This window comes from Thermoclostridium caenicola (assembly GCF_900142095.1).
GTDB lineage: Bacteria > Bacillota > Clostridia > DSM-8532 > DSM-8532 > Thermoclostridium_A > Thermoclostridium_A caenicola.
This window is the reverse complement of sequence record NZ_FQZP01000048.1, coordinates 1-20,645: the sequence shown is the minus strand read 5'-3', so window position 1 is coordinate 20,645 and position 20,645 is coordinate 1. Positions and strand designations below refer to the sequence as shown.

Genomic DNA, 20,645 nt, shown 5'->3' with positions numbered 1-20,645 from the left:
CTTGGCAGGAAAGGTACCTCTTCATAAAACCTTTTATTGCATGAAGGACATACATAGCGTCGTTTCCGCAGATGTATGAAAGTATAGCTTCCAAACGAAGATATATCCTTAATTTGTTGTTCTCTGTAATCGTGAATCTTGTCCGTAGTCCGACCACAGCGGGGACACTCATGGGCTTTTCGCTTCATTCTCATATAAATGTGGAACTGATTGTCCTTTCTTTCTGCGAAGGTAACGGTTACATCTTCAAATCCAATAAATTCTCGCGTATAATCTTTGTAGAGCATGGTTGATTCTCCTTTAAAATGATGGTGTGAGTAACTACATTTTACTAGAGATTTCACTCCATGCTCTCTTTATTTGCAAAAAATGTTGGAGTTCCGAAGTTTCTGTCCCTCGGCACCCCAACATTTATTATAGAACCTCGATTAATTCAGAAACGAAGGAACTGTCTCAGAATGGGACGGTTCCTTTTTTATGTGCAAAATTCAGGATACAGGTTCAAATGACCGGCGGGAACAGGTAATATAGAGTTGAGGCCCCAGGGGCCGGAATAACCGGGGGAGGTAATACGATGCATCAGGAACTCATTAAGCGGGCAGGGGAGATTATTGAGAAAAATACGGGCGCTGGTACCCATTGCGTATTGGCTTTGATAGACCTGGACGGGTATCCGGCAGCGTCTACCATAACGGCCTCCAAAGCGGATGGTATCAGATGGATCACATTCTGCACAGGCCTGGGCTCAACAAGGGTCAGGCGAATCAATCAATGCAACCGGGCCAGTGTTTGCTTCAACTCGGAAGAATACAACATCACGCTTGTTGGAACCATGGAGGTCCTGACCGATCCCCGGATAAAAAAGGAGATGTGGTATGTGGATTGGAAAGAAGCAAGGGGAGTCCTGACTGATGAACAGCGCGGGAAGGAATGCGGGCGAATTTGATTAGCGGTTTAATTATGGTTAAAATAAGAGGGCATGGAAAGCAGTAAAAGAGGGTTTGCGAAAGGAGAAAGCCGCTTTGAACATTCAATGGTTTCCGGGCCACATGGCCAAAACCCGAAGACTGATACAGGAAAACCTGAAGCTGGTGGATGTGGTGATTGAGCTTCTGGATGCCAGGATCCCCATGTCCAGCCGCAACCCGGAAATAGACAGGCTGGTGGGTTCAAAGCCCAGGATCATTGCACTCAACAAGAGCGATCTGTCGGATCCCGGGAAGAACAGCCAGTGGGCGCAGTATTTCAAAAACCGCAATATCGATGTGATTTACACCAACGCCATAACCGGCGCAGGCTTAAACGAACTTAAGAATAAACTGAAGGAATTAACCCGGCACAAGACCGAATCAGCTGCCGCCAAAGGGCGCATCGGCAGGGCTGTCAAGACCATGGTGGTGGGCATCCCCAATGTGGGGAAATCGGCCTTTATCAACAAGATTGCCGGGCGGGCAAGTGCCCAGACCGGAGACAGACCCGGCGTGACACGGTCCAAGCAGTGGGTCAGAATCAATCCGGAGATCCAGCTTCTCGATACCCCGGGCATCCTCTGGCCCAAGTTTGAGGATGTGGAAACCGGCCTGAACCTGGCTTTCACCGGGGCCATCAGGGACGAAATCATGGATACCGCCGAACTGGCCGCCAAACTCATGGAGCGCCTGGCCTGTCTTTATCCCGACGCGCTCATGGCGCGTTATAAGCTCAGCCAGGTCCATGACAGGACAGGTCTTATGCTGCTCGAAGAGGCTGGAAGAAAGAGGGGGTGCCTGGTATCGGGTGGCGAGGTGGACCTGTACAGGATTGCGGCCATCGTTCTGGATGAATTCCGTGGCGGCAAGATTGGCAAGATCACCCTGGAAAGTCCGCCGGAAAATGAAAACACGGAGGGGCAGCCATGAAAAAGCCAACCTTGAAGGAGATCACGCAAAGAGCCGGGGAGATGCCGGTACAGGATGCATACCGCTGGCTCCTGGAGCTGTCGGAGGAATTTGGGGATTCGGTGCGGAAGATTGCCGATAAATATTATAAGAAACTGGAAGCGGAAAAGAAGGAAAGGGAACGGCTGAGGGCCCTGATGGCCATTGAGGAGGATGCCAGGAAAAAAGGGTTTTGCTACATAGGCGGTGTGGATGAAGCCGGAAGAGGCCCCCTGGCCGGCCCGGTGGTGGCCGCCTGTGTTATCCTGCCGCAGGATGTTGTGATCTGCGGGCTGAACGATTCCAAGAAGCTTTCACCTGCAAAACGGGACAAGCTTTATGATGAAATCCGGGAAAAGGCCATATCCTATGGCATAGGCATTGCCGACCACACCTACATCGACAGGGTCAACATCCTGAACGCCACAAGGAAAGCGATGGAAACGGCCATCCTTTCCATGAAGATAAAGCCCGATTTTCTCATCATCGATGCGGTTCGGCTGGATCTGGACATTGTGCAGATGTCCGTTCCGAAAGCCGATGCGACAAGCGCTTCTGTGGCCGCTGCATCCATCCTGGCCAAGGTAACCAGGGATCGGATCATGGAGAAAATGGAACTGAAGTATCCCGGCTATGGGTTTGCCCAGCATAAGGGCTATGGCACTCCGGCCCATGTGGAAGCCATCAAAAGGCTCGGGCTCTGTCCCATACACCGGCGGAGTTTCACCGAAGGCCTTCTGGACGCTGAGACAGCGGTATAACAGTATGCTGCGGTACAGATTTGGGGTGATTGGCAGATGAAGATCGATGGATTTGCAGCCCAGCAGCTTTTTCAGATACAGAACAAAGCTGCCGTTGAAGGCCTGAATGTGGGTGAGCTGATTCAGGGCAGGGTGCTGGCCATGGAAAACGGTATGCTCCTGCTCAGGCTGCTGGATGGTTCCAGCCTGACAGCGAAGGTCCCTGAAGGCTTCGATCTGCTTCCCGGAACCCTGCTCACACTTCAGATAGGCGAAACAGCCGGTGATCAGATCACCGCAAGGATTGTGGACAGCGATGCGCCGCCTCGGCAGGAGTCGGCAGCGGAGAATACGCTGTCCCAGATAGCCAGGCAGCTTCAGACCTTTGGCGCCAAAGCCACCGGGGATATGGTTTCGAAGGTGCTGAGCCTTTTGGAGAATCATCCGGGTCTGGACATGGAGAAGGCCGCATTTCTGACTGCCAACGGCATGGAATCCGATCCGGCCATGCTGGCGACCGCGCTGAAGCTGGCAAACAGGGAATTTAACCTGGCCGGCAATTTGCAGGCCTTAAGCCGGTCGCTTGCCGAATCGCTTTCGGCCGCGGACAGGGCCGACGTGGAAGAACTTCTGAGAACGCTTATGTTCCGAATGGAAATGGCGCAGGCTGTCCGGGAGCTGGCCGGACGCCTGGCCGATGTACATAATGGGGTATCCCGGGAGGACCTGGCCCTCGGGGGAGGCATCAAGCTTCTTCTGACCAGGGAACTGCTCAATGCCCTGGAAGGGTCCCTTAACGCTTACGAGCCTTTGGATACGGAAAAGCTTTTTGAAGTGCTCCAAAAAGCCCTGTCCAACCTCAAAGCAAGCAAAGCGATGCCCGGAGGCGGCCTGAACATTCCCGATGAGCAGCTTAAGGAGATCCTGCACGATTTCATCAGGACCACAGAGGGGATCAGGCTGAAAACAGCGGAAATGTTCCGACAGGAAAAACCCGATGTTCAGAAAATCCTTGAGTCCGTTTTCGAAAAAGCATATACCAGAATTGAAGACGATGGCGCTTCGTCCATCGATTTGAACGATAAGCTCGAGACGCTTAAGGAAATCCTTCAGCTTGCTTCCGAGTCCGCCAGGCTGGCCGGGGAAAGGGGGAGCCATGCCATCCGGCCGGTTGTTCAGGAACTGACCGATGCCCTTCGCTTTTTCAGCCAGGTCAACACGTATCACGTTTTTATGCATATCCCCCTGGTCATCCGTGAACAGCAGACCATAGGCGAGCTTTACATCATGAAGCGGAAACCCGGAAAGGGCAGAATCAATCCCAAACAGTTTACCCTGTTCATTTCGCTTCATACGCAGAATCTTGGGCTTGTGGAAACCTTCCTGAACGCTTCCCATGGCTGCCTGACCATCCATTTCAGGGTGGAAAGCCAGGAGCTGGCCGATTTTGTGCGGGCTCACCACAAGGAGCTCTATGAAGCTCTCGGGAAAAAGGGGTATAAGCTGGCAGAAATGAAATGCAGGGTCCTGGAGAGTGAGCCTGTCAACCTGGTAAGCGCCGGTAAGATTACCGAATCGGTGCTTGGCATGAACGCCCGCTTTGATTTGAGAATATAAGGTGAGAAAGGCTATGAGCGATACACCGGAGAAGAAAATAAAAAAGGCGGCGGCGCTCTCCTATGAGCCGGGTGAGGACAAGGCGCCCAAGGTGGTGGCTTCCGGCAAGGGGGTCATCGCCGAGAAGATCATCGAGAAAGCTAAAGAGGCCAGGATTCCCGTTTATGAGGACGAGCATCTGGCGGAGGCCCTGACAGGCATCCGGCTGGGCTCGGAGATACCGGAAGAGCTGTATGACGTGGTTGCGGAGGTTCTGGCATTCATCAGCAGGCTCGACGGCAGGTTTTCAAAGTTTGAGGGCAAGCTGGACGGATAATAACCTCGGGAATGAAGAATATGAATAATAGGGAACTGGGAAGAATTGGAGAGGAGGCTGCCGTCAGGCATATCCTGAGCCAGGGGATGAAGCTCCTTGCCAGAAACTACAGGTTTGGCCGGATGGGCGAGATCGATATTATAGCACAGGATGGGGACACCCTGTGCTTTATTGAAGTCAAGGCAAGAAGGGGAGACCGCTATGGCACGCCGGCGGAGGCTGTTTTGCCCGGCAAGCGGAAAACCATCATCAAGGTCGCCCAGGCCTATACCGCGAGGTACGGTATCCATGACATGCCGCTGCGGTTTGATGTAGTAGAAATCTATATGGCGGCGGACGGGAAGATCCGGTCCGTGGAGCATATCAGGGGTGCTTTTTAGCGGAAAGGCAAACGCCATCAGGACTGGCAGGCGAGCCCCGTACGGCGGACTTTCCAAAGGCGGAAAAACGTATGCTGATATTTGACGCCCATTGCGATACATTATCCAGGATCAGAAATCCCGGTGAACTGATTCGGAACAGCTTTCACTGGGACCTGGAACGTGCCGAGCGGTACGGAGCCTATGTACAGGTTCTGGCATCCTTTGCCGACGATGGTTTCCGGGCCGATCCGGCTGCTGTCATGGCCGCCCACCTGGAGAAGGCCCTTGCTTTTGAGAGGGCATACCCGGGACGTCTCAGGCTGGTAAGGACGGCATCGGAGCTGAAGGCAGCCGAAGGGGGCGGTGTTTTCGGCATCCTTGGTGCAGAGGGTGCCGAGCTTTTCAGGGGAAGCCTGCATGAACTGGAACGTTGGTTTCAAAAAGGCCTGAGGGTTATCACCCTGTGCTGGAATTATGACAATGAGGTCTGCGACAGCATAGCAGGACGGCGCACCCATCACGGTCTTTCAGCCTTTGGCCGAAAAGTGGTCAATAGGATGCAGGAACTGGGCATGGTGATTGACCTTTCCCATGCTTCTGATGAAACCTTTGACGATGTGTTGTCCTGCGTGCAATTACCTGTTACGGCAACCCACTCCAACTGCCGCGCCCTGTGCAATCATCCCAGGAACCTGACCGATGCCCAGATCAGGGAGATTGCACGGACCGGCGGCGTGATTGGCATCAATTTTTACGGTCATTTTCTTTCGGTGTCTGGAAAAGCGACGATCAAGGATATAATTAATCATATCGAACATATAGCCGGCCTGGTGGGCATAAAGCATGTGGGGCTGGGATGCGATTTCGACGGGGCAAACCCCATGCCCGAAGGCATCAGGGGAGCGGAAAGTCTGCATGCTTTGCTGGAGGCCCTGGCCCGGGTCAATTATACCGATCAGGATATTCGGATGATAGCCGGCGCCAACTTCATGCGGCTGTTTTCTCAGATATTAAAATAATGTTTCAATATCCGCCTGCCAGGACGTGTAAGTTGTGATCAGGTTAAAAATGTTATATAATAGGGCTGCCGTAAAGCACCATTTACGGTTGTCCTTCAGGAGGGAAAGGAAAAACTGCATGGTGGAGAAAAAGGATCTGCTGGAGCTGGAGGCAGAGGAACTCAAAAACGAGATAACGGCATTGGGGGAAAAAGCCTTCCGGGCCCAACAGATTTGGAAATGGCTCTATTCCGGGGAACTGGATTTTCAGGGAATGAGCAATCTGCCCAAGAACCTGAGGGATTTGCTTTCGGAGCGATATAAGACCGGAGGCCTGAAAATAAGAAAAAAACTCACATCCAGGGTTGACGGGACGCGCAAGTACCTGTTTGAACTGGATGACGGCAATATCATTGAGGGTGTGCTCATGCAATACCATTACGGGTATTCGGCATGCCTTTCCACCCAGGTGGGGTGCAAGATGGGATGCAGCTTCTGCGCATCATCTCCGCTGGGGTATATCAGGAACCTCACCATAGGTGAAATGCTGGCCCAGATACTTTGCATGATCCATGACCTCAATGACCGGATCAGTCATGTGGTTTTGATGGGCATTGGTGAGCCCTTTGATAATTATGACAACGTGGTAGGCTTTTTGCGGCGCATCAACCGGGAAGACACCCTGAACATCAGTTTCAGGAAAATGACGGTGTCCACCTGTGGCATTGTGCCCGGAATCCTCCGCTTTGCCCGCGAAGGATTCCCTGTGAACCTGTCGGTGTCCCTGCATGCGCCCAATGATGCCATCAGAACACAAACCATGCCTGTTGCCAGGAGATGGCCCATGGAAGAGCTCCTGGCAGCCTGCAATGAGTACGCAAGGCTCACATCGAGACGTGTGACCTATGAATACGCCCTGATAAAGGATGTCAATGACGCCCCGCACCATGCGGAGGAATTGGCAGCAAAACTGAAGAACACCCTGAGCCATGTCAACCTGATCCCTGTAAATAAGGTTGAAGGTACCGGGTATGACAAGAGCAGCAGGGAAAGGATTGAAACCTTCCGTTCTATCCTGGAGCGGAAGGGCATTGCCGTAACGGTGAGACGCGAGTTGGGCAGCGATATCATGGCTGCATGCGGCCAATTGCGCAGAGATACCATGATGGGATCGGAGAAGGTGTAAAGAAGTGAAATACTCGGCATTGAGCGATATCGGACAGAAAAGGGAAAAAAACGAAGACAGCTGGAACATCATTCTGGATGCCGATGGAAACCCCGTGGGCTTTGTAGTGGCCGATGGCATGGGCGGCTATGTGGCCGGAGAGGAAGCCAGCCGCATTGCTGTCCAGGAGATTTCATCACTGGTCATGGCATGCGTCGAAGCCAGGGATATTCCCACCATGCATGAGATCATCAATCGCTGCATTGAGTCCATAAATCATCAGATCATGGAGTATTCCAACAAGAATCTTGGCGGCCTGAAATCGGGCACCACCCTTTCAATAGGCATTGTCAAGGGCGGAGAGCTGTATATTGCTCACATAGGCGACGGCAGAGTATACCTTATCCGCGACGGCGAGATCCGGTCCATCACCCAGGATCACACCTATGTGGCGGAACTGGTGAAAGGCGGTATCATTTCATCAAACGAGGCCTTGAATCATCCTGATAAGCACAAGATTACGCGCGCCCTGGGATTCAGGGAGAATTACCTTCCGGACTTCTACCGGGAGACCATTAAGGAAAATGATATTTTTGTTTTCTGTACGGACGGCCTCTATGAACACCTGTCTGACGAGGAAATTCGGGACATCATCCTTAAAGGTCCTATTGAAGCGGCATCGTCAGAATTGATCAAAGCAGTCAATCAGCGGGGTGGAAATGATAACGTTACCGTGATTATTGCCTGGGAAGAGGCAAGGTAAAGAGGTGCGCAAATGGTAGGAACTGTTTTAGGTAATAGGTATGTAATTTTGTCCGAGATCGGCACAGGTGGTATGGCAAGAGTCTATAAGGCTCAGGACCGTTATCTTCAACGTCATGTGGCAGTGAAAATCCTCAAGGATGAGTTCAGGCATGATGTTGATTTCCTGAAGCGTTTTGAGATTGAGGCGCAGGCCGCTGCAAGCCTGACGCATCCGAATATTGTCCAGATTTATGACGTTGGAACCGACAACGATAATTACTATATCGTCATGGAACTGGTGGAAGGCATAACCCTTAAGGAATACATCCTGAAGCACGGAGCCCTGGACTGGCGGGAAGCCGTCAATATCACCATTCAGATCTGCGGTGCTCTCAGCAAGGCGCACAGCAGAAAGATCATCCACCGGGATATCAAGCCCCAGAATATTCTGATCACTTCCGACGGTATTCCCAAGGTAACCGATTTCGGCATTGCCCGGGCAGCTTCCACCGATACGGCGACCATGAAGCTGGATACCATCGGTTCGGTTCATTATTCTTCGCCGGAGCAGGTCCGTGGCGGCTATGTCGATGAAAAATCGGATATCTATTCCATCGGCGTGACATTCTTTGAGATGATAACCGGCAAACTCCCCTTTGACGGCGAGTCATCGGTTTCTGTAGCGCTGAAGCATATCCAGGACATTCCACCGCTTCCCACCGATATCAAGCCTGGTATTCCTCCGGCCGTGAACATGATCATTCTCAAAGCCATGGCCAAATCCAGAAAAGACCGTTACCAGTCGGTTTCGGAAATGATACAGGACCTGGAGAAGCTGAGGGGGAAACCCGGAGAGTCCGGCGATATCCTGCTTCCCAATGTGCAGCGTGATCGCGACCGGTTCAATACCAGGAAACTTGAAGTATTGGAGGATGAAGACTTGGCCAGAAGCAACCACACGCCTTCGAGAAGGCGCTCCGGTAAGACCATGCGGACGGTTCTCCCGATTATCTATGTGATCCTTATTCTGGCTATTGCAGGCGGAATCTTTCTGTTTGTGAATGCCATCGTCAGCGAGCTGAGGCAGGATGCCCAGCAGCCTGAGACCGTGGTGGTCGGGAACTACATCAATCGCAACATCAACGTTGTCATTGCCGAACTGCAGGAGAAGGGTATCACAGACTACGAAATTGTCTATCAGAGCAGCGATGAAGTGCCCAAGGACATCGTCATGGATCAGAGCATCCCCGAGGGATATGCCATCAAGGCCGGCAGCATTTATACCAGGCTGGTCCTTACGGTCAGCCAGGGCATGGATATGGTCGTCATACCCGATGTCAGAATGCAGGAGCATACCGCTCTGAAATACAAGCTGCAGGATGAGTACGGTCTTGTTGTTGAGGAAGTGCCCGAATACAACGAAGAGGTGCCCGTCAATATGGTGATCCGTTCCGAACCCGGAAAGGGCGCCGAGGTGAAGCGCGGTTCTAAGATCACCATATACTGGAGTCTGGGTCCGAAGAAGGAAGAGGTCGTGGTTCCGAGGCTCATCGGCCTGACCTATGACGAAGCCGTGGCGCTTTTGACCAACTCCAAGCTGAAGGTCGGCAGGATCCTCCCGGAAGGCCGTGCGGGCTTCCAGGGCAAAATCATTGACCAGTCTCCCAAGGAGGGAGAATTGGTGCTGGAAGATACAGCGGTTGACATCACCTTTGAGGACGATTCGGCCACGCCGACACCTCCCGGTGAGAACCCGGTCGATAACACGCGGCCCATCACCATCGTGGTTCCTCTGCCGCCGGGAATTGATGACGATACGGTAAGACTGAAGCTGGTCATGATCAACAACACGACCTTTGATGAAAGCATTATCATCAACAACGCCGAGGTAAAGACCAGCGAGTTCCCGCATTATGCCGTGGTGAATGTGCCTGAAGGCGGCGGCTATACCATCCGGGCCTATGTCAACAATGTGCTGGTGGCAGAAAAAAGCTATTAACATAAACCGGGTGATAACCAGGAAAGAACTATGGACAACGTGAAGAGTGGCATCATACTGAAAGGCGTAGGAGGTTTTTACGATGTCCTGGATACATCGGCAGGCGTGATCTATACCTGCAGGGTCCGGGGCATCCACCGTAAGGAAGGCGGTAAAACGCCGCTCCCGGGAGACGGCGTAACCTTTAAAGTTATCGACGAAAAAAGCCTGACAGGCTTTATCGACGAGATAGGCGAACGGAAGAATGCCTTTGTCCGTCCGCCGGTGGCCAATATTGATCAGCTTGCCGTGGTTGTGGCGGTTAGGAGCCCGGAACCTGACCTGAGCCTGGTGGACAAGCTCCTGATCACCTGTGAGGCGAAAAATATTACGCCCCTGATCCTGGTTAACAAGGTGGATCTGGATGAAGAAGGCACCGCTGAAGCCATCAGCCGGGCATACGGCAAGGCGGGCTATCGGGTGATACCGCTCAGCAAGGTGCTGAACACCGGTTACGATGAGCTCCACCAACAGCTCAAAGGATGCAAGACCGCCTTTGCGGGGCAGTCGGGGGTTGGCAAGTCCACCATCCTCAACATAATCCTGAACAACTGGGTCATGGAGATCGGCGAGGTGAGCGAGCGCATCCAGCGGGGTCGGCATACCACAAGACATGTCCAGTTGTTTGAACTGGCTGTGGGCGGGTTTGTAATGGATACGCCCGGATTCAGTTCCTATGCGGTCAGCGACATCGAGCACACGGAACTGGCGTATCTCTATCCCGAATTTCGGCAGGTTATCGGCGAATGCCGGTTTACAAGCTGCAGCCATATCAATGAACCGGGATGTCGCGTTCGGGAACTGGTTGAAAAAGGTGAGGCTGATCCCGGGCGATATGGCAGATACATTCAGTATTACAGGGAACTAAAAGAGGCTTACGACAACAGGTATAGGAGATGACATCATGATCAAAATTGCACCATCCATTCTTTCAGCAGATTTTTCCTGCCTCAGGAGCGAACTTGAGAAGATTGAGAAGGCCGGCGCCGACATGGTCCATCTGGACGTCATGGACGGGCATTTCGTGCCCCCCATCACCATCGGCGCCATTGTTGTGGATGCCCTTCGGCCCCATACGAAGCTGCCTTTCGATGCTCACCTGATGGTCAGCAACCCGGACAGGCATATTGAATCCTTTGCTGAAGCCGGGGCCGACAGCATCACCATTCATGCAGAAGTCGCCCCCGATCTGAACGCATCCCTGGCCAGGATCAGAAGCCTGGGGGTAAGGGTGGGAGTATCCATCAATCCTGAAACCGACGAGAAAGTCGTTCTCGATATCCTTGACAAGGTGGACATGGTCCTCGTCATGACGGTACGTCCCGGCTATGGCGGGCAGAAATACATAGAAGGCATGGAAAGCAAAGTCCGGAATATCAGGGAAGCCGCCAACCGGCTGAACCTGCCCCTGGACATCCAGGTGGACGGCGGTATCAACACCGAGACCATTAAGAAAGTGGTTTCGGCCGGAGCCAACGTGATTGTTACCGGTTCAGCCTTTTTCAACAGCAAGGATCCCGCGGAATTTGTATCCATGCTGAGAAGGGCTGTTATGGAATGAAAGCGGTTGTGGTAGGCAGCGGGGATCCGGTGGGCCCGGAGCTTTTGAAAGAACGCTGCTTGGATGCCGACATCATCATTGCGGCTGACGGCGGCGGCCTCTACCTGTATGAGGCCGGCATTGTTCCCGACGTCCTTATCGGGGATTTTGACTCCATACCCTCGGATGTCCTGGATTTTTTTCGCAGCCAGAAGAAGGTTGCCATCTGCAGTTTTTCGCGGGAAAAGGATTTTACCGATATGGAGCTGGCCGTGGAAATGGCGGTGAGCAGGGGAGCGGATGAGGTCTGTATCCTGTCGGCCACAGGCACAAGGCTGGATCACTCGGCAGGCAATATCCTGCTCCTGTACAGCCTTCTGCAAAAGGGCATCAGGGGCTGGGTGGAAGATGCCAACAACCGGGTTTACCTGACCCAGGGAAGAATGGAGCTGAAAAGGCTGGATAACTGGAAAGTTTCCCTCATTGCCATTTCGCCGGAAGTGAATGGTGTGACCACCAGCGGCCTGCAATATCCTCTCATGAACGATACGCTGGTTCTGGGAAGCTGCCGCGGTGTCAGCAATGAATTTGCTTCGGATACAGCGGTCATCAGTGTTGAAAAGGGATTACTGATGGTAATCCTTTCCCGCGGCTGAAAAAGTACAAAACAAGCATATGAAAACCCGGAGAAAACGCTCTCCGGGTTATTATCTTATCAACAAGGCTTATCTGGTTATTCGGCGCTTTCATCGGCCGGTTCTTCGCGCTTGATTTTCAGCCTGGAACGCGTTTTTCCGGTTGATGTGGCCGCAGCCTCCTCCTCGGGCAGATCAATCATTTTGCAGTTGCCCTGGAAAATGGCGCCCTCATCGGTGACGATGCTGGTGACCTCAATATCCCCGTAGAGCCTGGCCTGGGCCTGCAGGTGCAGGATACCCTTCGCGATAATATTGCCCTTTATCTTGCCGCTCACGTAAACGTTGCTTCCGTATATGTTTCCCGTAATGGATGAAGTCGACTCGATATAGATGTCTCCCCCGGCTTTTATGTCGCCCTCAACCTTCCCGAGAATCTTCAGGGAGCCCTCGGAATCCACATTTCCGATAATGGTTGTATACTCACCGATGACAGTGTCCATGGAGGCGGGGGCGTTCTTTTTTTTCAGCATGATTGACCACCTTTCTTATGTTTTTCAGGGCTCGATATAGGACAGCGGGTCTGTGGGCTTGTCGTTCAGCCTGACCTCAAAATGCAGATGGGCGCTGGTCGATAATCCGGTTGAACCAACCAGGCCGATCTTCTCGGCTTTGGAAACCCGCTGACCTTCCTTTACGAGAATCTTGCTCAAATGCGCATAATATGTTTTAAAACCATTGCCATGGTCGATGATGATACAATTGCCGTAACCACCGTTCCATCCGGCAAAAGAAACCTTGCCCGCTCCGGCGGCATACACAGGATCGCCCTTTTCACCGGCCATATCCAGACCGTCATGCATGATATAACGCTTGTAGATGGGGTGGAAGCGTCTGCCAAACCCTGAGAAGGTCGTCCTGGAATTGACGGGCCAATAGGTGGGCAGGGCATCCAGGTAGTTGTTGAGCTGGGCTTCCTTTTGGGCAATTTTGCTGGTGACATCGTCCTCGGAAAGCTTGGCCGACTCCACCAGAGAAATAAGGGAGCGCAGCTCGGCAACATCTTCCTTGAAGGATGCAGGCTTTTTATCACCCCGGCTGACGGTGCCTATCTCCTTGAGATCCTTGTCGATATAGGCGACAACCATGTTTTCATACTGTTCCCTGTAACTGTCGATGGCTTCTTCGGAGATGGTTTTGACGGAATTCATGGTGGTGATGATTTCTGCGTTTTCTGCCAGTTCTTTTGCCTGCTTGGCTATCAGGGCTTCCAATTGCTCCTTTTCGCTCAGAATGGCGTTTAATTCATTTGTATGCTGAATCTTCATCTCCCTGTTCTGCTTGACGACGGAGAGCGTGTAGCCGGTCAGTACCAAAAGCGCGACAAGCATGAAGGCAAACGTGGTGAGAAGGGTTGTCCGATAATGATTGATTCTGATTGTTTTGACTCCGCCCTTGTTATGAGGAATATACATGACCGACAAGTAATTCCTCCTGGCGGAAATCTTGCCCTTCAGACTTTTCATGTCTTCACTCCCTAAACCGATTTGCGCTCATGTATCTTGTCATTTTCATGAAATATTTCTGTAACACAGCAGTTACTATTATAATATATTATCTTCCAGAATAGAAGATGTATCAGGCAAGAACCCGGAAAAATTCTGGCAGCCCGGTTGATCATTATTGACCGGCTGTCGGCTTTGTCATACATATACGGCCACGTCTTTTCTTATAACCGCCCTTTCTTGACTGCTATTACGTTTAGTGATATAACAGTAAACGTAATAGTTTGGCGCGAAAGAGGTAAGCTTATGCGGGATCATGTCAGGGGCGGTGCATTGACCGAAACCACCTTTTTTGTATTGCTGGCCTTATATCGTCCAAATCATGGTTACGGCATCATGCAGTTTATAGAACAGGAAACCCATGGACGCCTGTCCCTTGGGGCAGGAACCCTTTACGGCGCCATCAACGCCCTGCTTAAGAAAGGCTGGATTGCACCATACGATGAAGAGCAGGACAGCAGAAAGAAGCTGTACCTTATCACCGGGGAAGGCAGGAAGGTTGCCGAAAAGGAGCTTAAGCGCCTGAACAGCCTGTGTGAGACTGCGAGAAGAATTATTGAAGGGAGTGGGGAAGGTGAATAAGAAAGCTTCCGTTACTTTGGAGGGTTTCTGGAAGCCCAGGAAAGATGGCTGAACCGGATGGCAGCCCAGGGGTTCAGGCTTGTCCGCACCACCAGGATGATGTATGAGTTTGAAAGGTGCGCGCCGTCTGAATACGAATACCGCGTGGAATTCATAGCCGGCAAATCGCCCGGGCAGGCTCAGGAATATCGAAGATTTCTTGAAGAAATGGGCTACCGCACCTTCACCAAAAACATCAATCTGAACTACTCCATTGGCAAGGTAACGTGGCGCCCATGGGCAAAAGGGGCAGGGCAAATAGCCACATATCCCGGAAGCTACAACAGGGAACTGCTGATCGTTGAAAGAAGAAAGGTCGGCAAGCCCTTTGAGCTTCATACCGATCCGGAAGACATCGTGCGGTATTATCAGAGCTTAAGGAATGCCTATCTGTTCAATGGGGTATTCTGGGCTCTTGGCCTCCTGCTCAATTTTTTCGTGAATATCCCCATGGCCGCAAATATCCTGCTGGGGATTTTCGTGGTCTTCTATCTTGTGCCGGCCATCTTTTACACACTGGCCATCCACCGTGTGAATCAAGACAGGAAAATCTATGAGTGAGCCTTGCCCGCGCATATCCGGATGGATGACGGATACCTCTTGCCAGATGCCATCAATGTCTGTATATTTTAGCAATTGCTTGTAATGGGTTTGTCAAGTATAATTGCAATCAAATACGTTGCTTCTGCGCCAACAATGCTGAGAACACCATCATTGAAAAGCTTAGGTGCATGATTCCCAAATAGCATGAGGAAGGGGTGTCCTATGAAAGAGCAAATCAAGACCAACAACGCGCCTGCCGCTATCGGCCCTTATTCGCAGGGTGTTGGTGTGAAAGAAGGCAGGTTCATCTTCGTAAGCGGGCAAATACCGGTTGATCCGCAAACAGGCCAGATGCCCGAAGGCATTAAGGGGCAGACCAGGCAGTCCATCCTGAATATCAAGGCGGTTCTGGAAGCCGCAGGAGCAAGATTGGGCAATGTTGTGAAAACCACGGTCTTTCTGAAAGACATGAATGATTTTGCAGCTTTCAATGAGGTTTATGCCGAGCTTTTCGCAGGTGATACCTATCCGGCACGAAGCACGGTGGAGGTTGCAAGGCTTCCCAAGGACGCGCTGGTTGAGATCGAGGCCATTGCGGTTATATAGTCGAATATAATCATTCAGTTTTGATTGTGAACAGACAGAAGATAGTTGAAGAAGCCTTCAAGTATCGGCTGTCTGTTTGCTTTATTTTCAGAGCATGCTATAACAGTGCATCTTCAGTATAATGGAGCTTCCATAACGGTCCGGGACTTGCCAAACCGCGGAAGAGAGGATAGGATAATCTAGCAAGGCAGAATACCGAAGGGATTGGTTCAAAACATGATCGCGAAGAATCAGGTTTTTGAGATAGAAATTACCGGTCAAACCCACGAAGGCCTCGGCGTCGGACGCGTGGATGGCATGGCCGTTTTCGTCCAGGGAGCCATTGCGGGCGAGAAAGTTGTGGCGAAAATCATCAAGGTGCTGAAAAACTATGCGGTAGCCCGAATTGAGTCCTTCATCGAAAAGAGCCCGGACCGTACTGAGCCTTTCTGCCCGGTCTACAAGCGATGCGGCGGATGCAACCTGCAGCATATGACCTATGAAAGGACCTTGCAATTCAAGCGCCAGGTGGTGATCGACAACCTGGAGCGGATAGGCGGATTGGAAGGTATCCATGTGGAGCCGGTTATCGGCATGGAAACGCCAAGGCGGTATCGCAATAAAGCCCAATATCCCGTCGGTATGGGGGATAATGGCCCTATTGCTGGCTTTTTCGCCCCCCGAAGCCACGAGATCATTCAGACCGAGGAGTGCGGGATTCAGCATCCCACAAGCGATCTTGCAAAGAATACCGTGCTGGAATTTATCAGGGCCAACCGTATTCCGGTTTATGATGAATTAACCCACAAAGGGCTCATCCGCCATGTGGTGGTCAAGGTGGGATTTGCAACAGGGGAAGTGATGGTGATCCTGGTTTCCACCAGTTCGATCATTCCGAAAAAGGATAAACTGGTTTCTTTGCTTAAGGAAAGGATTCCGGGCCTTGCAAGCATCGTCGTTAACGTTAATGACAAGACCGGCAATGTCATATTGGGCTCAAAGAACATCACCCTTTACGGCAAGGATACCATCGAGGACAAGCTGGGAGACCTGTTTTTTGAGATTTCACCCCTGTCCTTCTATCAGATCAATCCGGAGCAGACCCTGGTTCTCTATAACAAAGCCGTGGAGTATGCGGGCCTTACCGGGAAAGAAACCGTTTTTGACCTCTACTGCGGCATAGGCACCATCTCCCTGTTTGCGGCCGGAAAAGCCAAAAAGGTAATAGGTGTAGAGTCGGTGCCCGAAGCGGTTGAAGCGGCCCGGCGCAATGCGGAGAGGAACCGGATAAATCATGCGGAATTTTACTGCGGTAATGCGGAAGATGTTGTTCCGGAGCTTTACCGACAGGGCATGAAGGCGGATGTCGTGATCGTCGATCCGCCTCGCAAGGGCTGCGATGAAGTGTTGCTGAAAACCCTGATCGAGATGGCACCCCAACGCATTGTTTATGTCTCCTGCAACCCTTCCACCCTGGCCAGGGACATGAAGGTCCTGCACGGGAGCGGCTATGAGCCCCAAAAGGTGCAGCCTGTGGACATGTTCCCATGGACGAACCATGTGGAGTGTGTCGTCTTGATTACAAGGCTGTAAACATTTATTTAAGCGGGTTTCCGAGATTACATCCAAGTTGTCTACTCAACCTAAAGTGCCGTAATGCGTACGCGGAAACAAATCGAGGGGATACTTTTGGGGCGAAATTTGAGCTAAAAAAAGGTAGGGTTGAGTTGACAGAATAGATAACGGGCATTTTTCCATAGGGTTGAGGAGACAGGATAGATGTAAAGATTATGATGGAGAATAGTAACAGGTTTTATGTGCGCAGGGACGGATTCAAGGAGCAATGCGTCTTGGCTTTGCCTATTAGTGCCATGAAGCCGGAAGATAAGCGGTATACTCATAAGAATGTAGAAAATAATTAACTTAATTGTTTTTGGGGTGGAGAAGATCATATATGTGTTACAAAATGAAAATAATGAATTTGAATATTAATGATTTTGGTGGTATTGCTAATCACCGGGAAGAATACAAGAAAATTTTTAATAATAAGTATCTTGTAGAATGGGATAAATTATATAAATCACATAATGTCGATGGTATTTTCCAATATATTGAAGATTTAACTTCTAAACCGGATATAATTGTTCTTCAAGAATTCGATATTAATTCAAAAGAAGCAACATACTTTAAAGGGAAAATGGAAGGATTAGGATATAAATTAGCATCAGAAAATCCATCAAAAAGACCATCAATGACAGTTTTTTTTATAGCAAAGGGAATTGCTTACGAACACATTAAACATATACATGAAAGGAATTTAAGAGCATATGCAGTAAAATTATGTAATGACTTAGTTGTATATGGAACGCATGTACCCCCAAAATATGATGAGGTCTTTTGGAATGAACTTGATTGTTTTGTAAGAAAATATAGAAATCATAAGCTGGTTCTAATTGGTGATTTCAATACAATTAATGTATGCAATAAAAGCAGACTTGAGGCTCTTCTGAATAAAACTGGATTAATAGATGTATGGCTTGAGAAAGGTAATTATAATCCGATCTCTGTTCCTGGGGATTATGCTTTCGTATCAGAAACTATCAAAACAGCGGATGTAGAAATAGAGATTAGCCATATTGAATTTTCTGACCATCCAGTGATAATGCTAACATTGCTTTAATTGAATGAAAAGAACCTTTTAGGTGTTTGGCAGGCAACTACGTGATTACTCAATGTTTAAGGAAGGTGCTACATGAGAATTAGTGTAATAATATGTTGTAATAAATGCTGTGCTCGAAAAATTTCATACAGATTTTAAAAGGGCTCGCTTATTGTAAGAAATTTGTTATGTTTGGATTTCATCTAAAGATTTTTAAGAATTTATTAATATTAGGTAATTGAGGGAATTTCATAACTACAATTTTTATGATGATACAAAGGAGTATATCCTCAGACGCTGAAAGAAAAATTGATACCGCACTTTCCGAGAGAATATTTGATTGCTTTCAGCACGTATCATCTTAAAAAAAGGCAGACTAACCCCTCGGCAAAACTATAGAGTTTTAAAAACTGATACTTAAGCTGCTCTTTCACTTTCTTTAGATGTATTAACTGTAATGGTGCCTGCAACAAACGCAATACAGCTTAAGAGAACATGAACTTTGGTTTTCCTGATACCTCTTACAGTAATATTGTTGAGACCTAAGTTTTCCTTCAGCCTGGCAAAGGTCCTTTCAACAGAGGTACGTTCATTATATAGTTCCTGCCATTCGGCCGTTCCTCTGCGTGGATAAGTAAAATATCTTGGATTATCGGATATCTTTTTCTTAACCACAGCACCATAGTTGCTGGATGAACACCAGTTGGTACCCATTGGACAATTAACCTTGCCTGTCATATGAGGACAGCGGAACTTGAAAGAACCATTATCATAGCCCCAATAGGTCATCTGATATCCCATAGAGCAAAGAGGAGTACCATCCCAACCAAGACCTTCCGGCGACGCATAGGCTCCTCTGTGATTTAAAGGGATTATAGCCTGAGCATTATACCGGTCATGGATTGTTCTATAGATATGGTCAAAATCATAGCCCATATCCATCATATAAAACTTGGGGTTGATTATACCGGAATACCGCTGCTTGATATCTTCGACCAATGGAACAGCCATAGTGCCATCATTTACGCTGGCAGGAGTTACATTGACTGCGACAGGCAGTTCGCTTTTAGTATCAACCGCAAGATGGATTTTCCAGCCAAACCATCTTACCTGGTTGCCATGAGTATCTTTTTTTGAGCCCCAGTCAGGATGCTCTCCATCATGGATAACCCTGGATCTGGGAACTGAAGCATCGTATGAATCCAGCTTACTGGTATCTATGGCAATATGCTCACCATCAATAATTCCGAGCTCTTTTGCCCTGACTACCAGTTCCTCTAAAATAGCCTCCAGGGAACCAAGCTTATCCGAAAGAATCTTTGTGAACCTTGAAAAGGTAGCTTCGCTGGGTATTCTGCTTGCTACAGGAAAACCGCAGGTATAACGGAAAACAGGATCTGACTTGAGACGTTCCACCAAAGTTTTCGTATACTTAATATTCTCAAGTCTTTTTGCCAGCAGCGCCCTAAGAATGTTTTCCGGGTCATAGCCTTTGGGGCCGGATTTGGACTTCTTTTGTAGACCACCAACTACTTTTGATAAGTCCAGAGTCTTAAAAACCATTGATAATTTTGTTTCAGGTTGAAATTTTATTAATTCTTCAAAGGAAAACAGACATTGTTGTCGAATATAAATTAGTATCACCCCTCTGTGTTTAGTTTTTTGGTGGTACTTAAAACTTCGACACATGCAGGGGTTTTTCCTTTAAAAAACTTTTATAAGACAGTAAGCAATTTCAATTTTTCAGGGGTAAAACAGTTTTCTTGCTTTCTGCAATTCGCTGTTTTACTGGCTTGTAGAATATGAAATTCGCTCAATTAAGAGATGAACATAGGAATGTTACTCAACTTTCAAACGCTGACATATTTTCTCAAACGGGGGTTTTTTAAAAAATAATCAGAAACTGATTGACGTGTTTCCGCGTACAGATTGTTCCTAATATATACACAGACATCAATTCCATCAACTCGGCCCACGTGGAGTGTGTGGTATTGATGTCAAGGGTGGACAAATAGTGGACTTAAAAAGGCTGTAAATAAAGGATTTCCAGACATTGAAATGTACTCTCAGCTGTTCTGCCTGAGGTGATAATGTCTGGAAATCCTTATTTTTTATTGTATGCGGGAACATGTCAACTACACTGAAAGTGATAGAGTTGAGTTGACAGATTAGATAACGGGCATTTTTCATAGGGATTGAGGATACGGGATAGATGTCTTCCTCTTTTGTGCTTTTTCGCTAATTATTTTAATTAGCCCACTCCTTTATCATATGGTCATCTCCTATAAAAGCATTGCTTGAACTCTTATGGTAGACCTTGATTTGGTGTGGTTAATATCTACCCGACGTTATGGGTCATTTATGTTCCGGCGGTGATAACAGTGGTAAAATCGCCATCCGGTTCAGACATTATGTATACCAACTGATGAATATTGCGTAAACACTATACCGAACGGTACGTATAGTAGTGTAAGAGGCTGGTTACTCAATTAATTAATGCATCGACTATAATGCCCCCCATTGTCAAGACAATTTTTCAGCTTTTCTAAGTTAGATTCTCCTTTCTTTAAATTTCCATATTTTACATTTATTTACTATGTC

22 protein-coding genes are annotated in these 20,645 nt (G+C 49.2%); 18 read left to right on the top strand and 4 right to left on the bottom strand.

Annotated features, from left to right (window positions below; genetic code table 11):
• On the bottom strand, nucleotides 1-287 hold a 287-nt coding region (locus tag F3H12_RS10880), incomplete at its 3' end, for a transposase family protein (RefSeq protein WP_149677676.1).
• A 287-nt stretch (nucleotides 288-574) separates the two neighbouring features.
• Between F3H12_RS10880 and F3H12_RS10875 the strand changes: the two genes are divergently transcribed.
• The 13 genes from F3H12_RS10875 to F3H12_RS10815 all read left to right on the top strand — a co-directional run bounded on the left by F3H12_RS10875 (nucleotide 575) and on the right by F3H12_RS10815 (nucleotide 12,092).
• Nucleotides 575-946: a pyridoxamine 5'-phosphate oxidase family protein gene (locus tag F3H12_RS10875; RefSeq protein WP_149679348.1), complete on the top strand. Its 372-nt coding sequence runs from the start codon at nucleotides 575-577 to the stop codon at nucleotides 944-946.
• A 76-nt stretch (nucleotides 947-1,022) separates the two neighbouring features.
• A complete protein-coding gene (gene ylqF, locus F3H12_RS10870) occupies nucleotides 1,023-1,898 on the top strand; it encodes a ribosome biogenesis GTPase YlqF (protein WP_149679347.1) in 876 nt (291 codons plus the stop codon).
• Nucleotides 1,895-2,677, top strand: a complete 783-nt coding sequence (locus F3H12_RS10865) for a ribonuclease HII (protein ID WP_149679346.1) — start codon at nucleotides 1,895-1,897, stop codon at nucleotides 2,675-2,677. Before ylqF ends, F3H12_RS10865 begins: the two co-directional genes overlap by 4 nt.
• A 36-nt stretch (nucleotides 2,678-2,713) precedes the next feature.
• Complete coding sequence (gene fliK / locus F3H12_RS10860) at nucleotides 2,714-4,273, top strand: flagellar hook-length control protein FliK (protein WP_149679345.1); 1,560 nt, start codon at nucleotides 2,714-2,716, stop codon at nucleotides 4,271-4,273.
• Between the two features lie 13 nt (nucleotides 4,274-4,286).
• Nucleotides 4,287-4,589 carry an EscU/YscU/HrcU family type III secretion system export apparatus switch protein gene (locus F3H12_RS10855; protein WP_149679344.1) on the top strand — a complete coding sequence of 101 codons (303 nt, stop codon included), beginning with the start codon at nucleotides 4,287-4,289 and terminating at the stop codon, nucleotides 4,587-4,589.
• A gap of 20 nt (nucleotides 4,590-4,609) precedes the next feature.
• Nucleotides 4,610-4,969: a YraN family protein gene (locus F3H12_RS10850; protein ID WP_149679343.1), complete on the top strand. Its 360-nt coding sequence runs from the start codon at nucleotides 4,610-4,612 to the stop codon at nucleotides 4,967-4,969.
• Nucleotides 4,970-5,040: 71 nt separating this feature from the next.
• Nucleotides 5,041-5,970 (top strand): dipeptidase, encoded by a 930-nt coding sequence (locus tag F3H12_RS10845; protein ID WP_149679342.1) that lies wholly within the window; start codon nucleotides 5,041-5,043, stop codon nucleotides 5,968-5,970.
• 118 nt (nucleotides 5,971-6,088) lie between these two features.
• Nucleotides 6,089-7,135: a dual-specificity RNA methyltransferase RlmN gene (rlmN, locus tag F3H12_RS10840; protein ID WP_149679341.1), complete on the top strand. Its 1,047-nt coding sequence runs from the start codon at nucleotides 6,089-6,091 to the stop codon at nucleotides 7,133-7,135.
• 4 nt (nucleotides 7,136-7,139) lie between these two features.
• Complete coding sequence (locus tag F3H12_RS10835; RefSeq protein WP_149679340.1) at nucleotides 7,140-7,877, top strand: Stp1/IreP family PP2C-type Ser/Thr phosphatase; 738 nt, start codon at nucleotides 7,140-7,142, stop codon at nucleotides 7,875-7,877.
• 12 nt (nucleotides 7,878-7,889) lie between these two features.
• Nucleotides 7,890-9,857, top strand: coding sequence for a Stk1 family PASTA domain-containing Ser/Thr kinase (pknB, locus tag F3H12_RS10830; protein WP_149679339.1), 1,968 nt, complete (start codon nucleotides 7,890-7,892; stop codon nucleotides 9,855-9,857).
• A gap of 30 nt (nucleotides 9,858-9,887) precedes the next feature.
• Complete coding sequence (gene rsgA, locus F3H12_RS10825; RefSeq protein WP_479694077.1) at nucleotides 9,888-10,796, top strand: ribosome small subunit-dependent GTPase A; 909 nt, start codon at nucleotides 9,888-9,890, stop codon at nucleotides 10,794-10,796.
• 4 nt (nucleotides 10,797-10,800) lie between these two features.
• On the top strand, nucleotides 10,801-11,457 hold the full coding sequence (gene rpe, locus F3H12_RS10820; protein ID WP_149679338.1) for a ribulose-phosphate 3-epimerase: 657 nt from the start codon (nucleotides 10,801-10,803) through the stop codon (nucleotides 11,455-11,457).
• Nucleotides 11,454-12,092 (top strand): thiamine diphosphokinase, encoded by a 639-nt coding sequence (locus tag F3H12_RS10815; RefSeq protein ID WP_149679337.1) that lies wholly within the window; start codon nucleotides 11,454-11,456, stop codon nucleotides 12,090-12,092. Before rpe ends, F3H12_RS10815 begins: the two co-directional genes overlap by 4 nt.
• A 77-nt stretch (nucleotides 12,093-12,169) precedes the next feature.
• Here the strand turns inward: F3H12_RS10815 and F3H12_RS10810 are convergent, their stop codons facing one another.
• On the bottom strand, nucleotides 12,170-12,604 hold the full coding sequence (locus F3H12_RS10810; protein WP_149679336.1) for a bactofilin family protein: 435 nt from the start codon (nucleotides 12,602-12,604) through the stop codon (nucleotides 12,170-12,172).
• A 24-nt stretch (nucleotides 12,605-12,628) separates the two neighbouring features.
• Nucleotides 12,629-13,597, bottom strand: coding sequence for a M23 family metallopeptidase (locus F3H12_RS10805; RefSeq protein ID WP_149679335.1), 969 nt, complete (start codon nucleotides 13,595-13,597; stop codon nucleotides 12,629-12,631).
• Between the two features lie 285 nt (nucleotides 13,598-13,882).
• Here F3H12_RS10805 and F3H12_RS10800 point away from each other — a divergent pair, with 285 nt between their 5' ends.
• The 5 genes from F3H12_RS10800 (at nucleotide 13,883) to F3H12_RS13370 (ending at nucleotide 18,065) form a co-directional block, all read left to right on the top strand.
• A complete protein-coding gene (locus F3H12_RS10800; RefSeq protein WP_149679334.1) occupies nucleotides 13,883-14,218 on the top strand; it encodes a PadR family transcriptional regulator in 336 nt (111 codons plus the stop codon).
• 27 nt (nucleotides 14,219-14,245) lie between these two features.
• Nucleotides 14,246-14,818, top strand: coding sequence for a DUF2812 domain-containing protein (locus F3H12_RS10795; protein ID WP_279232000.1), 573 nt, complete (start codon nucleotides 14,246-14,248; stop codon nucleotides 14,816-14,818).
• 204 nt (nucleotides 14,819-15,022) lie between these two features.
• A complete protein-coding gene (locus F3H12_RS10790; RefSeq protein WP_149679332.1) occupies nucleotides 15,023-15,406 on the top strand; it encodes a RidA family protein in 384 nt (127 codons plus the stop codon).
• Between the two features lie 216 nt (nucleotides 15,407-15,622).
• A complete protein-coding gene (gene rlmD, locus F3H12_RS10785) occupies nucleotides 15,623-16,978 on the top strand; it encodes a 23S rRNA (uracil(1939)-C(5))-methyltransferase RlmD (protein ID WP_188118497.1) in 1,356 nt (451 codons plus the stop codon).
• A 373-nt stretch (nucleotides 16,979-17,351) separates the two neighbouring features.
• Entirely contained in the window at nucleotides 17,352-18,065 is a 714-nt protein-coding gene (locus F3H12_RS13370) for an endonuclease/exonuclease/phosphatase family protein (protein WP_207706838.1), read from the top strand.
• Between the two features lie 396 nt (nucleotides 18,066-18,461).
• Here F3H12_RS13370 and F3H12_RS10775 read toward each other — a convergent pair whose 3' ends face one another.
• A complete protein-coding gene (locus F3H12_RS10775) occupies nucleotides 18,462-19,679 on the bottom strand; it encodes a transposase (protein WP_149679349.1) in 1,218 nt (405 codons plus the stop codon).
• Nucleotides 19,680-20,645 lie beyond the last annotated feature (966 nt).

Bases quoted from the DNA above. Each gene is read 5' to 3' on its own strand.
- F3H12_RS10810 (WP_149679336.1), bottom strand. From the start codon at position 12,604: ATGCTGAAAAAAAAGAACGCCCCCGCCTCCATGGACACTGTCATCGGT.
- rlmD (WP_188118497.1), top strand. From the start codon at position 15,623: ATGATCGCGAAGAATCAGGTTTTTGAGATAGAAATTACCGGTCAAACC.
- F3H12_RS10790 (WP_149679332.1), top strand. From the start codon at position 15,023: ATGAAAGAGCAAATCAAGACCAACAACGCGCCTGCCGCTATCGGCCCT.
- rpe (WP_149679338.1), top strand. From the start codon at position 10,801: ATGATCAAAATTGCACCATCCATTCTTTCAGCAGATTTTTCCTGCCTC.
- F3H12_RS10815 (WP_149679337.1), top strand. From the start codon at position 11,454: ATGAAAGCGGTTGTGGTAGGCAGCGGGGATCCGGTGGGCCCGGAGCTT.
- F3H12_RS10865 (WP_149679346.1), top strand. From the start codon at position 1,895: ATGAAAAAGCCAACCTTGAAGGAGATCACGCAAAGAGCCGGGGAGATG.
- F3H12_RS10855 (WP_149679344.1), top strand. From the start codon at position 4,287: ATGAGCGATACACCGGAGAAGAAAATAAAAAAGGCGGCGGCGCTCTCC.
- rsgA (WP_479694077.1), top strand. From the start codon at position 9,888: ATGGACAACGTGAAGAGTGGCATCATACTGAAAGGCGTAGGAGGTTTT.
- F3H12_RS10850 (WP_149679343.1), top strand. From the start codon at position 4,610: ATGAATAATAGGGAACTGGGAAGAATTGGAGAGGAGGCTGCCGTCAGG.
- F3H12_RS10845 (WP_149679342.1), top strand. From the start codon at position 5,041: ATGCTGATATTTGACGCCCATTGCGATACATTATCCAGGATCAGAAAT.
- pknB (WP_149679339.1), top strand. From the start codon at position 7,890: ATGGTAGGAACTGTTTTAGGTAATAGGTATGTAATTTTGTCCGAGATC.
- F3H12_RS10805 (WP_149679335.1), bottom strand. From the start codon at position 13,597: ATGAAAAGTCTGAAGGGCAAGATTTCCGCCAGGAGGAATTACTTGTCG.
- fliK (WP_149679345.1), top strand. From the start codon at position 2,714: ATGAAGATCGATGGATTTGCAGCCCAGCAGCTTTTTCAGATACAGAAC.
- F3H12_RS13370 (WP_207706838.1), top strand. From the start codon at position 17,352: ATGAAAATAATGAATTTGAATATTAATGATTTTGGTGGTATTGCTAAT.
- F3H12_RS10875 (WP_149679348.1), top strand. From the start codon at position 575: ATGCATCAGGAACTCATTAAGCGGGCAGGGGAGATTATTGAGAAAAAT.
- F3H12_RS10800 (WP_149679334.1), top strand. From the start codon at position 13,883: ATGCGGGATCATGTCAGGGGCGGTGCATTGACCGAAACCACCTTTTTT.
- rlmN (WP_149679341.1), top strand. From the start codon at position 6,089: ATGGTGGAGAAAAAGGATCTGCTGGAGCTGGAGGCAGAGGAACTCAAA.